Source organism: Larkinella harenae (genome assembly GCF_054780515.1).
Genome location: NZ_BAAGWE010000015.1, coordinates 60,011 through 72,527, shown reverse-complemented (window position 1 = coordinate 72,527; position 12,517 = coordinate 60,011). Strand labels below are relative to the sequence as shown.

Annotated in this window: 19 protein-coding genes; 3 read left to right on the top strand and 16 right to left on the bottom strand. The window is 47.9% G+C overall.

All coding sequences use genetic code 11. The features are described from left to right. The 16 genes from ACYVH9_RS30245 to ACYVH9_RS30170 all read right to left on the bottom strand — a co-directional run. On the bottom strand, window positions 1-444 hold a 444-nt coding region (locus ACYVH9_RS30245), incomplete at its 3' end, for a hypothetical protein (protein ID WP_460640195.1). A gap of 299 nt (window positions 445-743) precedes the next feature. Then, entirely contained in the window at window positions 744-1,184 is a 441-nt protein-coding gene (locus ACYVH9_RS30240; protein ID WP_460640194.1) for a hypothetical protein, read from the bottom strand. Beyond that, window positions 1,184-1,543, bottom strand: coding sequence for a RusA family crossover junction endodeoxyribonuclease (locus tag ACYVH9_RS30235; protein ID WP_460640193.1), 360 nt, complete (start codon window positions 1,541-1,543; stop codon window positions 1,184-1,186). The genes ACYVH9_RS30240 and ACYVH9_RS30235 overlap by 1 nt, the downstream gene beginning before the upstream one ends. A gap of 26 nt (window positions 1,544-1,569) precedes the next feature. Next, window positions 1,570-2,427: a hypothetical protein gene (locus ACYVH9_RS30230; RefSeq protein ID WP_460640192.1), complete on the bottom strand. Its 858-nt coding sequence runs from the start codon at window positions 2,425-2,427 to the stop codon at window positions 1,570-1,572. Window positions 2,428-2,629: 202 nt separating this feature from the next. Continuing rightward, on the bottom strand, window positions 2,630-3,091 hold the full coding sequence (locus ACYVH9_RS30225; RefSeq protein WP_460640191.1) for a hypothetical protein: 462 nt from the start codon (window positions 3,089-3,091) through the stop codon (window positions 2,630-2,632). Window positions 3,092-3,482: 391 nt separating this feature from the next. Beyond that, on the bottom strand, window positions 3,483-4,445 hold the full coding sequence (locus ACYVH9_RS30220; RefSeq protein ID WP_460640190.1) for a hypothetical protein: 963 nt from the start codon (window positions 4,443-4,445) through the stop codon (window positions 3,483-3,485). Continuing rightward, complete coding sequence (locus ACYVH9_RS30215; protein ID WP_460640189.1) at window positions 4,442-4,774, bottom strand: hypothetical protein; 333 nt, start codon at window positions 4,772-4,774, stop codon at window positions 4,442-4,444. Before ACYVH9_RS30215 ends, ACYVH9_RS30220 begins: the two co-directional genes overlap by 4 nt. Continuing rightward, the gene (locus ACYVH9_RS30210; RefSeq protein WP_460640188.1) at window positions 4,767-5,015 is read right to left on the bottom strand and encodes a hypothetical protein; all 249 of its coding nucleotides are present in this window, start codon (window positions 5,013-5,015) and stop codon (window positions 4,767-4,769) included. Before ACYVH9_RS30210 ends, ACYVH9_RS30215 begins: the two co-directional genes overlap by 8 nt. After that, complete coding sequence (locus ACYVH9_RS30205; RefSeq protein ID WP_460640187.1) at window positions 5,015-5,278, bottom strand: hypothetical protein; 264 nt, start codon at window positions 5,276-5,278, stop codon at window positions 5,015-5,017. The genes ACYVH9_RS30210 and ACYVH9_RS30205 overlap by 1 nt, the downstream gene beginning before the upstream one ends. Beyond that, complete coding sequence (locus ACYVH9_RS30200; RefSeq protein WP_460640186.1) at window positions 5,268-5,618, bottom strand: hypothetical protein; 351 nt, start codon at window positions 5,616-5,618, stop codon at window positions 5,268-5,270. The genes ACYVH9_RS30205 and ACYVH9_RS30200 overlap by 11 nt, the downstream gene beginning before the upstream one ends. A gap of 220 nt (window positions 5,619-5,838) precedes the next feature. After that, complete coding sequence (locus ACYVH9_RS30195; protein WP_460640185.1) at window positions 5,839-6,282, bottom strand: hypothetical protein; 444 nt, start codon at window positions 6,280-6,282, stop codon at window positions 5,839-5,841. Next, a complete protein-coding gene (locus ACYVH9_RS30190) occupies window positions 6,209-7,075 on the bottom strand; it encodes a DUF1376 domain-containing protein (RefSeq protein ID WP_460640184.1) in 867 nt (288 codons plus the stop codon). The genes ACYVH9_RS30195 and ACYVH9_RS30190 overlap by 74 nt, the downstream gene beginning before the upstream one ends. Next, on the bottom strand, window positions 7,072-7,476 hold the full coding sequence (locus ACYVH9_RS30185) for a hypothetical protein (protein ID WP_460640183.1): 405 nt from the start codon (window positions 7,474-7,476) through the stop codon (window positions 7,072-7,074). Before ACYVH9_RS30185 ends, ACYVH9_RS30190 begins: the two co-directional genes overlap by 4 nt. Beyond that, window positions 7,473-8,129: a hypothetical protein gene (locus ACYVH9_RS30180; RefSeq protein WP_460640182.1), complete on the bottom strand. Its 657-nt coding sequence runs from the start codon at window positions 8,127-8,129 to the stop codon at window positions 7,473-7,475. The genes ACYVH9_RS30185 and ACYVH9_RS30180 overlap by 4 nt, the downstream gene beginning before the upstream one ends. After that, complete coding sequence (locus ACYVH9_RS30175; protein WP_460640181.1) at window positions 8,126-8,725, bottom strand: hypothetical protein; 600 nt, start codon at window positions 8,723-8,725, stop codon at window positions 8,126-8,128. Before ACYVH9_RS30175 ends, ACYVH9_RS30180 begins: the two co-directional genes overlap by 4 nt. 137 nt (window positions 8,726-8,862) lie before the next feature. Further along, window positions 8,863-9,066: a hypothetical protein gene (locus tag ACYVH9_RS30170; RefSeq protein WP_460640180.1), complete on the bottom strand. Its 204-nt coding sequence runs from the start codon at window positions 9,064-9,066 to the stop codon at window positions 8,863-8,865. Between the two features lie 370 nt (window positions 9,067-9,436). Between ACYVH9_RS30170 and ACYVH9_RS30165 the strand changes: the two genes are divergently transcribed. The 3 genes from ACYVH9_RS30165 to ACYVH9_RS30155 all read left to right on the top strand — a co-directional run bounded on the left by ACYVH9_RS30165 (window position 9,437) and on the right by ACYVH9_RS30155 (window position 12,495). Then, entirely contained in the window at window positions 9,437-9,805 is a 369-nt protein-coding gene (locus ACYVH9_RS30165; protein ID WP_460640179.1) for a hypothetical protein, read from the top strand. A gap of 21 nt (window positions 9,806-9,826) precedes the next feature. Next, window positions 9,827-10,597 (top strand): DUF2303 family protein, encoded by a 771-nt coding sequence (locus ACYVH9_RS30160; RefSeq protein WP_460640178.1) that lies wholly within the window; start codon window positions 9,827-9,829, stop codon window positions 10,595-10,597. Between the two features lie 728 nt (window positions 10,598-11,325). After that, window positions 11,326-12,495: an RtcB family protein gene (locus ACYVH9_RS30155; protein ID WP_460640177.1), complete on the top strand. Its 1,170-nt coding sequence runs from the start codon at window positions 11,326-11,328 to the stop codon at window positions 12,493-12,495. The last annotated feature ends 22 nt before the right edge of the window (window positions 12,496-12,517 follow it).

Sequence of the window (12,517 nt, the reverse complement as noted above, 5' to 3'; positions counted from 1 at the left end):
AGCCCCACTTACCACGCTTCCTGCTGGCTCAACATTGAAGCTTGTTACTGTAGGCATTGGTTCATTAGGAGCAGAAGGGCGATAGTTAATCGAAAAGACGACAGAATTTTCACTTTCAACATTTGCTCCTTGAAAAAAACCAGATAACCCATTTCGGGGGCCGTTAATGCACTGCACCCATGCTTCATATAAATTCGTATTCGGTATTGAGCTAAAAGTAGTTTGATAATAATCTGAGGTGATATTTAATTCAGATTGATCTAAAATTTTTTTCCTGAATTCGCTATATTGATCATCACTAGCATTGATGCCGAGAGTCATAGGAACGCCTTTAACTGGAATTGTTAAAGAAGATCCCCATTTTCCGTTCTTCATATCAACTTTAAATTGCTCAGAAAGGTAATAAGTCCTTAAGTCTTTACTGAATGAACCTGTATTTGTCATTTGGGTAAAAGAGTAAAGTCCTCCTTCAATTAGACGGTCACAGTTTTGAGCGGACGCTATCATAGTGACAATAAGAAATAGAAAAAGTAGACAGATTTTCATATTTATTATAAGTTTAAGTATTTATTATTAAATTTAAATAGTAAATATTATAAGCTAAAATTGGGTTATTGAACGGCAAATACAATGCCTCAGATGCACAGTTATATTAATTTGGAGAACAGGCAAACGCAGTTTTCTTGGCTATTTGGCGCGGTTGATTTAGGAACTTGATGTGCCTACCGGTAACAAATATCAGGTTAAAATAACCGGTGCCACCATGGCAAGCGGTTACGTCGGTTGATCATACGCATGATGCGCTCAAAGCCATGCCAGGGGCTTTCACAATACAGTGCGCCAGCATCATGACCCAAGCGCCGCAGCTTACGGATGCGGGCACGCTGATCGCTGGACAATCCACCCCATCGCTTAAGCTTGAGCTCGACCAACAATGTTCGGCCACAGGACAGATAGAACCGCAAGTCTGGCTCGCCCGCTTCCAGGCCAACCAGCGTGGCATTAATCAATTGTTCACTGATCGTCTCCTCGCTGTCACCAGCGCGAATTAGTTCACCAGCCATGTCACCGGCAAACAGCCAATCCCGGTTGTATCCGGGTTCCTTACGGAGTTTTGCGACGATGTAGCGCCGGACCTGCGTCTCGGTCCAGGGATGACTGGTATCCCAAACAGGCGGTGGCATTACAGATCGATCCGACTGATCTCAATGCCACCCTGAGCAGCCCAGCGTTTCTCGATCCAGACCGAGGCAACCGCCTGGTCATTTTTAAGCCAGGCATCCATAAGGCCTTTCAGCAGATTATCCACGTCAGGTTTGTGCCGATGCAATTGGCCCAGGTGCGCTATTTGTTTCTTTTTAGACAAACTTGCAGATATGGGCAAATGAAACACAATTTTCAATGGATCGGCAGTTAGATCCATAGCATAAGGCCGGATTGCGTCTTTATAACGCCGGTATGCTATTACACATGCCCGTTGTTTCCAGGTATCGCGCTGCGTCATGCGCGGTTTTGCGATAGGTGTAATAGGTATTATAAGCAATTTAGCCTCCTTACGGCTGTATGAATTTATTTATTGCCAGGCTGAGTATTTGAAGTATTTTCTTTAGCCTTTTCATTTGAAAAGATTGCATACCCAAAGCCAATGCTAATCCAGGGTTTTCCTTGATAATGCCACCCATACTGACGTTGATTCAAGTTGCTTAGAATGTCGCTTCCTAAGAAAAAACCGGCCTGAACCTTTGAATTTTCGACTAATAAGCCTAGCGAAATTGATAGAGAAGTAAAGTTATTTGCGCTTTCCAATTCTGTAGCATTTCTTCTGGCTGAAGCCGCATCAATATTGATACTTGAAATACTATAGCCATTTATTACAGAAAAGGTAGTTTTTCTATACCCTTTGTGTGGCAATTTGAATCCAATTCCTGCGCCAAAATTAAAAGCGCCGCTAAAATCGTTTCTTCCTGGTTGCGGCCTATATTTGAAAGGAAAGTTAATTACTCCAAAGGCAAAGCTGGTTTTGATATCTTGAGTTGCGTGTTGCAAAAGAACGCTGACAGATACTTTGAAATACTTGGTGGGATATTCACCAGCTGCCTTTTTCAATGCAGATAGGCTGCTATATGCAGACGATCCACCCTGGACATTGTAAAGATAAAAATTTTCAGTTTCCTTATTATATTCCAGTACTTCAATAATAACCACCTCTTTAATTTCATCGATTACTTTAAAATACTGGTCTGGTATAGAAGTTATTTTCTGGTCAGTGATGCCGTTAACAGTGCCATCAATATTACATGGAATTAAAATTACAGAGTTTGTCCAGAGGTAAGTCCCTAATAACGAGCGGTTTGTTTGTTGGGCTTGGTCTTGTCCTAAAGAAATAGATGCCCAAAATAAAAGTAGAATTAGTAGCGTATTTTTCATAGCAGTTTTTTTGAGCAATTTTGTTATTATTTTATATTAATAATATGTAATTCTTCATGTTTTATTTTTCGGCGAATATGCGTGGATGATCCCATTATTTAATTTAATGGGTATAAAAAAAGCAATAAGTCTTAAGGTTTTGATTTGGTAACTATACCTATCTTATCCAAAATTGGGGCCGTTTGTAATTAATTTTTGATAGTCATTTCTCATTTTCTATATGGTATTCGAGTATTTTTCGAATGGTTACTGCCCAGTCCGATGAATTGCCGGTGTTTCTTACGTTAAACACAGCCAAGGCTCGCTGTAAAGCCTCACGACTGACCGGCGGCAGAGCGACGGGTCTTTTCAAAAGAAACTGGCAAAGTGTTTCATCGTCAGGAATACCATCCTTAACTGGAATAGCGAAAGACTGGATAATGGCAATTCTTAACTTCGCAAGTTTCTGGGCATAATCAATTAAACGGGGATCTACCTGCACATCGTGATCCGCAGTACGAACGCCTTTACTATCAATGACTTGTTGCATGTCGGCGACATTAGTGTCGTTGACATCCGCAACATTTTTACACCCCTTATTGCATTCCTGCATATCGTATTCCATCTGATTGTATTCTGATTTACAGTATGGACAATGTTCCCATTTCCCAATCATTTTAGACATCCTTTGGCACGTTGTAAGCAGGCATAAAATTGAAGATCGTCGGAGTATTTTGTCCTTCCCTCAATATGAGCAATTGCCCAAATTAAAGCCTCCCGTACATCCTGATCCGCAACTGGCGGGGGTGATTGAAGCATATCGATAGAATCATGCAAAACTCTGTGTGGCCAAGGAATTAAGGAATGAGGGTGACCATTGCAGTAAACTTTTAGAGACTCAATTAGCTTCTGCCGCTTGTCGTCCGTCGCAATGCTCTGATCCATGTACGAAACGTCGGAACAGTCCGGGCGCGAGTCCTTTGGCGGGTTGTACGGCCCAACTTCCTCATAGACATAAAACCCGCCGTTGTCTTTCAGGATCGTCTTCCGGCGGCAGATAACAAGTGGTTCGTCGGTCATTTTTCACCATCTTTCAGGTAGGGTTGCAGAGCGGCATAAGCTTTAGAAATCATATCGTTTCTGATACCTTCTGCGCATTTGATTTGGTCAGATTTAGAAAGTCTTGAACTTTTAGTGACATGATTATCAATAAAAACCTTAGACCAGTGCAAAGCCGCAGATACCTGTTGCAGGACGGTTTGTGGCACAGATTTTTCACCGGTGACCTGCCATTGAACCAGTTGGCATGTATCGCACCGTAAATCATCTTCGGGGATTGGATCGCCACAACCGCAATACGGCACACCCTGACCGATAATCCCTTTGGCGGCGAGGTGGTCGATGCAAGCGTTCCAGCCGTAAATTTCACCAACTTCACGATCAAGGCATTGAGCATATAGCTCTTGAGCGTTTGACGTGTCTTTCTTCAAAGCCTCCAAATCGACCTGTGCTGCGACGGTCGGTGCGGGTGGGCGTTGGGTGAGTGCTTTGCGGATTGCAAGGCCGGTCAGTCTGCTATCTTCAAGGGATAATTCACAGCCTGTCTCGTCTTCAATGTCCATGTCGATTTTGGAATGAAGAGCGTCTATATCCATCACCTCGCTCGGGGGTGCGGGTGGGCGTTGGGTGAGTGCTTGGCGTGCACGTTGACCGCAATCCTCGTTGATAAGATTATTGGTGAAACTGCCAGTTCCGTCACGCATAGACTTACGAATGTAATTTTCTGTATCTGCATAAAATTCTAGTGCACTAATAATTCCGCCCGCCTGAACATACTGCTCTGGGGTGTCGTTCGATTCCTCACTCATGGTCGCTCCCTTCGGTTCACTCTTCGCTTTCGCCATTGGTTCCACGCACGGAGTGCTTGAACGTAGGGCGAGATAGGCGGCAATTCCCTCGGCAAGCTGACCAGCACCAAGCGTGTTACTGCCATCAATACGGCGGATTTCGTTGGCAAGTGCGTCAATATTAATGGTCATGTCGTCTCCTTTGCGGCTGCTTTTAGCAGGATCATGATGGTTTCGGATGCCGGGCCCCGATTACCATACTTCATCTCGAACCAATGTTTAGCGCGCTGTGCCGCTTCCCGGCTCACAACAGGCGCTGCGACTTGGGCGCGGTTCACTCGTCTATCCCAATCTTCAATACCGACAACGGCAGCACTACAATTTGTACATTCAACGAACGTTTCACCTCGGCAATCGGGCATGAAATCAGCAATCGAGTGTTGATGTGGTTCAACCGTAACAATGACAGGCGTTCCGCCGCAAAATGGGCACTCTCGCAGAAGGGTTTCGGCGTCAGTCATGGCGTGGCTCCTGTTTAAAACAATTTTCAGGCAGTCTTGACCAAACATACTCATAAAAGAAAATAGCAAATTTTCTCATTTCGTTTTCGTCAAAACCTTTATAGCCAGTCGCTTTGTCAATAGCGATGCTAATCGGGTCTTTTGGAATTGAAAAAGTTAAATTATTACCAGTAAGTCTGTTGTACTCATTAACAAACTCTGGAATAGATGCTGCCTCTGCACATGCGGTTGCAAAATCCATCACACATCCCCGTGCTTGGCGTTGAATTCGGCGATTAAGCCGTTGATCCAATCAACGCGACTATCATTCATGTGTTCAGCAGCCCACTTAAGGCCGTTTACCAGTTTCGCAACATCGGCGCGTGGGACCGCCAGGTTTTCGCGGATATAATTTTCTATTCCGGTATCGGAAGCGATTGGCTCATTCAAATTGCCTTTCTTGCGACAGAACCCGCGCCCCTTATTGAACCAGGCAGTAATCCGTTCCGGCATATCATTCTTCATTGCGTTTCTCCATCTTGGCTAGGGCTTGTTTTAATAATCCTGACTGGATTGCAAGAAACTTAGACAAATCTGTTTCAATACCTGCTGTTGTGAGCGCCATCGTGTAAAGGGAATTTGATACACTCTCGGTTATCTTAACCAATTCATCGACAACGGCGCGAGATTCAGCTATCGGCACCAAATCATGCTCCGGGGCACGATTAATGTATGCAGCACTAACCGCAATCTCTTTTAATCCATGGTTTTTGTCTATGCACAAAGCATCCCATCTAAGATTGCTGCCGGTTTCACTTTGTCTGTATGGATAGAATACGTCACCATCATTGAATTTATAAGCCATCCCAAAGCGGTGTATCGTCTGGTCAAAGTGGGTCATTCCTCTACATCCTTTTTGATAGTCAACCGATTGCAAGTGACTCTTTTCTCAATTTGATCAGGACTTTGTTTAATAGTGCATTCATACCCATGAAATGCGGCATTAGGTCTAATCTCCAATCCCGTTCTAAAACCGGCTAAAAACAAAAATAAACCGGCTAATACTAATCCCATGCCATACAACATTATGAATTCTCCATATTATCTGGTTTTAACACTACCCCATTGACCATATGGGCGCCGATCTTCTCCCGCAGCTTGGCCAGGTTCGGAAACCAGTCGCTCTGGTCATTTTCGATCATATCGAACACCGCCAGAGCCAGAGCATATTCCGGGAACCCGTACAACAGCTCGGAATAATCCTTGAACAGCATTTCCTGTTTGCCCCGGTCCTGTTCCATACGCTTGTGGACGGCCAGGCGGGCCAGCAGGGTGATGATCAGCTGCCTGGAGGCCGGCAGCAGCGCATTAGCGACCAGCGTCCGTTCATTGTCGGTCAGATCCGGGTAGGACAGACCGGGTTCGGCGTTGCGGGGGCGTCCGTTGAGGTCCAGGTCAAGCGGTTCCGAATTCCTGGTGACCCAGATCTTCGATGGCTTTGCCCGCTGCATCAAAGACTGAATCCACATAGCCTGTCCCCTGGCCTTTTGCAGCCCCTCGCTGTAGCGGATCATCGGCTTGGCGCTGGATGGTGTAGTCGTCTTCCCAACCGTTGGCGTTGATCCAGGTGGCGAGGTGCTTGCAGGGCTGTCCGGAGAATTTAAGGAACTGGGCGTAACCGTGGCAAGCGTTGAGGATATTTCGGAAAAGGTCTTCACGGTCGGCCTCCTTGGTTTTGCTGACCAGTTTGAAAAAAGCGGTTTGGGCGTGTTTCTTGCTGCCCTTGAGGCCGGCGCTGATCAGGCCTCCTTTGCCGATTGCGGGATAGACGTGCCAGATCTGCTGAAAAGGCATGTCCCAAAGCACGGTTTCCGGCGTATCAGGGGGGTGATCCCCATCCTCTGTATGTATAGGTACTTTAGTACCTATATGGTTCTGGTTGTGGTTCTGGTTGCTAGAGCTTTGCTCTGGCATTGCTTTAGCATTGCTAGACCGTGCTGCTTTGGCTTTTCCTCCTTGTTTTCCGGCATTTACACGCTTTTGGTGCTTCTCTTCGGCTTCCGCCATCGTGACATCACACTTCTGGTTATACCAGAAATCACCATCGCGCTTGTAGTGGGCAGCTAACACATAGTCGGCATTGGCCTGCTCTTGCTCTGTCATTGCTCTAGCAATGCTATAGCGTTGCTCATGCGGAATTTGCTTGCCAGTGGTGTAAATATGCCGCATGAAAAGCAGGTGAGCACCATGCTGTCCTTGAGTCAAATTGAAGGTCGATCCGGAATAGTCATCCCACCAGAATGGATACCAGGGCTGGGTCATTCGCCCACCCGCCAGTGGCGCGCCCACAGATATTCCTTGACGGCGCCATTATCGCCATGCCGGACAATTCTGCATTTCCAGCGCCAGGATTTAAGGATATTGATCAGCTGGGGTGTTGGATTAACCACGACCGCTCTGTGGCCATCAAAGCTGATGCTGTCCATCATCCGGCTGAAACTACCGACACGCTGGTAGATGGCCAAAATAGCCACGATACGGACGTTGTTTCCGTCCTGGGTGATCACACCCTCAATCCATTCAGCGGGATGATACCAGCGGCGTTCTCCGCACTTAATCAGGGTGTATCCCCGGTCGAGCTCGGATTGCAGGGTGCGACCGACCCGTTCATTGTGCACTTCGATCGCCTTGGCCAGCTTGTAGAAGGAGGTGACAGCGATCATGGCTGACCTGCTTTAACTAAATCATATTGCTGAATACCCCAGACAATGGCGTACAGATTCCAGAGGAACGACCCTTTGAATTTGCGCAGATGGCTTTCCCAAAAGTCATAAAATTCAAACCCATCGTGCTCGAAATCAAGGGCCTTTTGGTAGGCTTCGAACTCGAATTCGGCGCACAATACCTCGTCTTCAATAGCCTGCCAGAGTTCGGCCTTTTTGTTTTCAAATTTAGCCAGGCTCTTTTTGTAATCATCATCGTCGGGATCTGGCCCTCGGAACTCAAAATAACTATCAAAGTGATGTTTAACAGCCTTTTGAAACAATTCGGGACAGTACTTCATGCAACCGCTGTCCTGGTTGCGGCCACTGTGTTCAACCGCTAATAGCTTTTCCGACCAGTATTCGGGATTGATCGGTAGGTCGTCAGGTCCGTATTTTTCCCCTTTACGGAAAAAGCGGAACATGTCTTCCACCCGTGAAAACACCCAGGTGCCGCAATCGCCGGTGATCGTCAAATGTCCTGGCCAGGTGATCAGCTCAAAAAAGTAAAAACTGTCGTCAGGCTGTTTGAAACGGATATGGCGGTATAGCCCATCGTCGCGCAAAATGGTCATTTGATGGCCGGCAACGTCGCGTAAGAATTCCTGTTTCATTGGTCACCTACCTGCTTGAATTCGATCACCCAGACCCAAGGATTATCTTTCAAACAATTAGACCATCCGCAATCCAAGAAAGCCTGCTTTGCACTTCTCCAGTACTGGCCAAAATATTGGTCTCCCTGGCATTGAACAACACGACCGGTCGCTGGCAGTTTGATAAATCCCTGAGCAAGTGCGTCATTTTCACTTATGTCCTGCAAACGCTCAACCCGGACATTGACAATTTCCAGCAGGATACGGCTGGCCCAGCGGGGCATCTTGCTGGCCGGCGTCCATCTTTTGGGTAAAATACTTTCGAGAGAGGACCCAGGCACGTAACCGGCCTTGTATTGAACGATATTGGTCCCCTCTGGATCACCGGTAAATCGACAGGTTTCATGCACCCAGATCCGGTCGCCGATTGCTCCGTATGGGCAGCGATTAGAAAGACTATGGTAAGGCCAAACAATAGGGTTTTGATTTTCCCCCCAGTAGGCACCAGCCCATGACCAGAAGGGTTTTTTAAAAACGGGCTGCGGTTTCATTACATGCCGCGTCTGCGTTTTACGTTCATCCAGAATCGCGCGCACCATACGCGCGCTGAATGACATGGGGCGTTCTTTTATCACGATTGACCTCCTACAGTCATCCTACAGTAAAAAAGGTGGGCGGCCTTGCCCTGTAGGAACAGCAAGCGAGGGGTTGCCCCACCGCCACAGATCAGGTTATGCAGATATTTTCTGGCCTGTCAACCAAAATATTCTTTATGGCCGATTTCGCGGTGCTCATAACAGTACCACTTGGTTACCTCCCCTTTTTTACCAAACCCCCAGGCGGCGCGGGGATTTCCACAGACCTGGCAATTCTTGTTAAAAACCGGCGTGCGCTTGGGTTCCGGCGCCGCTTGCTGCTGTGATTCGGATGGTTTTTTTGTCCAGCGGGATTTAGACATATCATACCCGGAAAGAAAGGGACGTTTAAAGGAAAACAACCAGCGAGGAGGCGCTTAGGAGCGTAAGGCAAACGTCCAAATCCTTACCCTTACAGTGTAGCAAATCGTTAATGCGCTGTCAATTGCCGCAATTCCGGGCGGACTGAATATTATCTGGGAATTTTCACAGATAATGCTTGACAGGGCGAATCAGCCTTGATACAATGAGGACAGGAAAACAATCAGGAGCCCTTGATATGAAGCATTACGCTAACGATAATTGCCGTCATTTTGTCGGAAAAGTCAACCATCAGCTGCGCTATTATCTGCTCAAGAAGACCCACCTGCGGCTTTTCCCGATTTCTTTCTAAACCACATACAGGAGATACGAATGAATATCCTTCAGCTTTTGGCTGGTCTTAATCAAGGTTTAGTTGTCGAGAAGGCAACCAATGAACTGAAAAAGCTCACCAAAGAATGTGATCGCACAAACCGTAGCGGTGAGCTGAAAATTGTCATCAAGCTGAAGCCTAATGCAAACAGCAATATGGTGGGCATTTCAGCAAAAGTCAAAGCTACGTTGCCAGATCCTGAGCCATTTGAAAGTGGCCTATTCGCAGATGTCGATGGCAATCTGAGCAAGGAAGATCCAAACGATCTGTTTTCAAAAGGGGATGCCAAAGTTACGAGCATAGGTATGGGCGTTCCAAAACGTATAGACTTCACCGAACCAACCCCTTCACAAGCACAAGGAGAATAAACAGTGGGAACTTCATTGAAAATGAAATTGACAGATGCGAAAGACCTTTTTCATCTGATCAATTGGACTGATCCTCACGTTGCTATTGTTGCCCCTGATGGCTTTAGCGTTCATAATCTGGAAAAATTTCTACCGACACCCATGAGCATTGAAGCAAAGATTCAGACATCCGAAATCGATACTTTCGCTGATTATGTGCAGGAATTCAAGAAAGACAATACTCGTATCATTGCCGATCCAAAGGACAGCACTTTCAGTTGCAGCCTGAATTATCACAAACCAGACCAACCGGAATGGGCCGATCGCCATCGCGCAATCCTGATCCTTGAAAAAGATCCAGACTTTGTGCGCTGGATGCAAAAGGAAGGCAAGTTGATGGGCCAGAAGGAGTTTTCGGACTTCATGGCTGATTATTCGAAAGACTTCCACAACATCGGGAAAACAGAGCTTCTGCAACTTGCAAAGAACATCAAGGTGGTCGAAGAAAGCCAGTTAAACACGGATTATCAGAACGGGGGATTGGATGTTATGTTTAACGCCAGCAGCCGGGCAACCTTTAACGGCCTATCTATCCCTGAACAATTTGAAGTCGCCTTGCCGGTTTACAAAGGTTTAAGTGCTTATGTTATGCCGCTACGGGTTTTCTGGATAAAGGAAGGCAAGGGAGTGCAGCTTAAATATGAATTTATCCGTCTACATAAAATTACGGAAGTTGCATTCAAAGATGTAGCCAAAGCTGTGATCGAAAAAACTGGCGCCAAGGTTTATGGATATTTCAGAGATCATGAGTAAGGGCGGGAGGGCCGCCCAGCGCGGCCACCTTTCTCTATCTGACGCACCGGCCATGTGCTCGTTCCGGTGCGTCAGATATGGACAGGGACGCACATAATTAGCTGGCTGTGCAACGTTTAGATTCGACGTGGTGGGAAATAATGCAGGTTGACCGAATACCCACACCAAGCCACAGTTAAGCGCGTGGCGCTTGTCCAACCCTTTCTTTATGTACCGTTCTGGATGCGTCCAGGCAGGTGGAACGGTACTTATGGACAGGTAAAATGTGCAGATGGCTGTTGATAAGCGAGGTCGTCAACTTGCTGAACACCGAGAATGACTATCTCTGGTCAATCAACACCTGTCCAACCCTTTCTTTCGAGGGTGTGTTCTTACGATATCCCGTCCCGGATGGTGGGAACATTCAGCGGGATAATGCGGTAGGTAACGACGCATGGCACATCCTCGATGGACAGGGATCATGGAGCAGCCATGTAAGTCTTAGACGGGAGAAGTAGGTAGCGTTGCTGAAAGATGGTTGGTTTCCAGTCCAGATCAACGTATTGACTGCGAGCGACCGAAAGTCCGTCAGCCAGAGTAGCGCCTGGCCCCTGTCCAGCAAATGCCCCACCGGGAGACTGACCGGCATGCCGCCTGTCGGAGTAAACCAAGGATCGCTCGGGACCGGAACGGGGCTGAAGTCACGGGCAAGCGGTCCACGGCGGCACACTAACTTTTGGAGATTCAATATGCTCAAGATCATTGGTGAACACGAACCCAACACAATCGCCCAGGCCCAGAATGTCCTGGCCAAAGGCGCCGACAAATTCGTCTTATGCGCGGACGGCCATTTGGGATATGGCCACCCGATCGGTGGTGTAGCCGCCTACAAGGACCGGATTTCCATCTCTGGGGTCGGTTTTGACATCGCCTGTGGCAATATGGCGGTAAAGTTGCCGGTCAAGGCCTCGGAGATCGCCGACTGGAAAGAGATTGGCCGCAAGATCAACCGTGCCATCAGCTTTGGGGTCGGACGCATCAACGAAACACCGGTGGAAGCCGAATTCCTGGATACGGCCAACTGGCAGAATGAAGCGCTGATTGGGTTGAAAGACATGGCCGCTGCCCAATTGGGAACCGTCGGATCTGGCAACCATTACGTTGACGTGTTCAAAGACGAAGACGACTTTGTCTGGGTCGGCGTCCATTTTGGTTCGCGGGGCCTCGGCCACAAGGCCACGACGCACTTCCTGAAAAAGATCGGCGCCAGCGATGGCATGAATGCTGACCCGGCCATCGTCGATATGAAATCAGACATCGGCCAGGCCTATCTGGAGGCCATGACCCTGGGCGGTCAGTATGCCTATGCCGGCCGCGAATGGGTGTGCGATACCGTAAGTCGGATCATCCAGGGCACCCCTGAGCGCCTGGACATGGTTCACAACCACCATAATTTCGCCTGGATCGAGGAGCACGACGGCGAGACGTATTTCGTCGTTCGCAAGGGCTCAACCCCGGCCTTTCCCGGCCAGCGCAGCTTTATTGGCTCGAATATGCTGGACCAGAGCGTGATCGTGCGCGGCAAGGATACCCCGGAGGCGAAACAGAACCTGTATTCGACCGTCCATGGCGCCGGCCGGATCATGTCCCGGACCCAGGCCGCCGGTAAATTCAAGGGGTGGGGTCCTAATCGCGTGAAGATCGCACCCGGTTTGATCGACGAAGACGCCATGCGCGCCACCCAGAAAGCCCAGGGCATCCATCTGTTCGGGGGTGGTGCTGACGAAGCCCCGGCCTGTTACAAGAAACTGGAGGATGTTTTAAGCTATCACCAGGACAGCGTCGAGATCGAACACCGCCTGACCCCCATCATTGTCTGCATGGCGGGTTCGGATGTCAGAGATCCGTACAAGGACTAAAAAGCATCGATAACCGCTGTTT

Excerpts from the sequence above, each read along its gene's own strand:
- ACYVH9_RS30155 (WP_460640177.1), top strand. The coding sequence starts at position 11,326 with ATGCTCAAGATCATTGGTGAACACGAACCCAACACAATCGCCCAGGCC.
- ACYVH9_RS30175 (WP_460640181.1), bottom strand. The coding sequence starts at position 8,725 with ATGTCATTCAGCGCGCGTATGGTGCGCGCGATTCTGGATGAACGTAAA.
- ACYVH9_RS30220 (WP_460640190.1), bottom strand. The coding sequence starts at position 4,445 with ATGACCATTAATATTGACGCACTTGCCAACGAAATCCGCCGTATTGAT.
- ACYVH9_RS30195 (WP_460640185.1), bottom strand. The coding sequence starts at position 6,282 with ATGTGGATTCAGTCTTTGATGCAGCGGGCAAAGCCATCGAAGATCTGG.
- ACYVH9_RS30210 (WP_460640188.1), bottom strand. The coding sequence starts at position 5,015 with ATGGATTTTGCAACCGCATGTGCAGAGGCAGCATCTATTCCAGAGTTT.
- ACYVH9_RS30170 (WP_460640180.1), bottom strand. The coding sequence starts at position 9,066 with ATGTCTAAATCCCGCTGGACAAAAAAACCATCCGAATCACAGCAGCAA.
- ACYVH9_RS30185 (WP_460640183.1), bottom strand. The coding sequence starts at position 7,476 with ATGATCGCTGTCACCTCCTTCTACAAGCTGGCCAAGGCGATCGAAGTG.
- ACYVH9_RS30180 (WP_460640182.1), bottom strand. The coding sequence starts at position 8,129 with ATGAAACAGGAATTCTTACGCGACGTTGCCGGCCATCAAATGACCATT.
- ACYVH9_RS30230 (WP_460640192.1), bottom strand. The coding sequence starts at position 2,427 with ATGAAAAATACGCTACTAATTCTACTTTTATTTTGGGCATCTATTTCT.
- ACYVH9_RS30165 (WP_460640179.1), top strand. The coding sequence starts at position 9,437 with ATGAATATCCTTCAGCTTTTGGCTGGTCTTAATCAAGGTTTAGTTGTC.
- ACYVH9_RS30240 (WP_460640194.1), bottom strand. The coding sequence starts at position 1,184 with ATGCCACCGCCTGTTTGGGATACCAGTCATCCCTGGACCGAGACGCAG.
- ACYVH9_RS30215 (WP_460640189.1), bottom strand. The coding sequence starts at position 4,774 with ATGACTGACGCCGAAACCCTTCTGCGAGAGTGCCCATTTTGCGGCGGA.
- ACYVH9_RS30205 (WP_460640187.1), bottom strand. The coding sequence starts at position 5,278 with ATGAAGAATGATATGCCGGAACGGATTACTGCCTGGTTCAATAAGGGG.
- ACYVH9_RS30200 (WP_460640186.1), bottom strand. The coding sequence starts at position 5,618 with ATGGCTTATAAATTCAATGATGGTGACGTATTCTATCCATACAGACAA.
- ACYVH9_RS30160 (WP_460640178.1), top strand. The coding sequence starts at position 9,827 with ATGAAATTGACAGATGCGAAAGACCTTTTTCATCTGATCAATTGGACT.
- ACYVH9_RS30190 (WP_460640184.1), bottom strand. The coding sequence starts at position 7,075 with ATGACCCAGCCCTGGTATCCATTCTGGTGGGATGACTATTCCGGATCG.
- ACYVH9_RS30225 (WP_460640191.1), bottom strand. The coding sequence starts at position 3,091 with ATGTCTAAAATGATTGGGAAATGGGAACATTGTCCATACTGTAAATCA.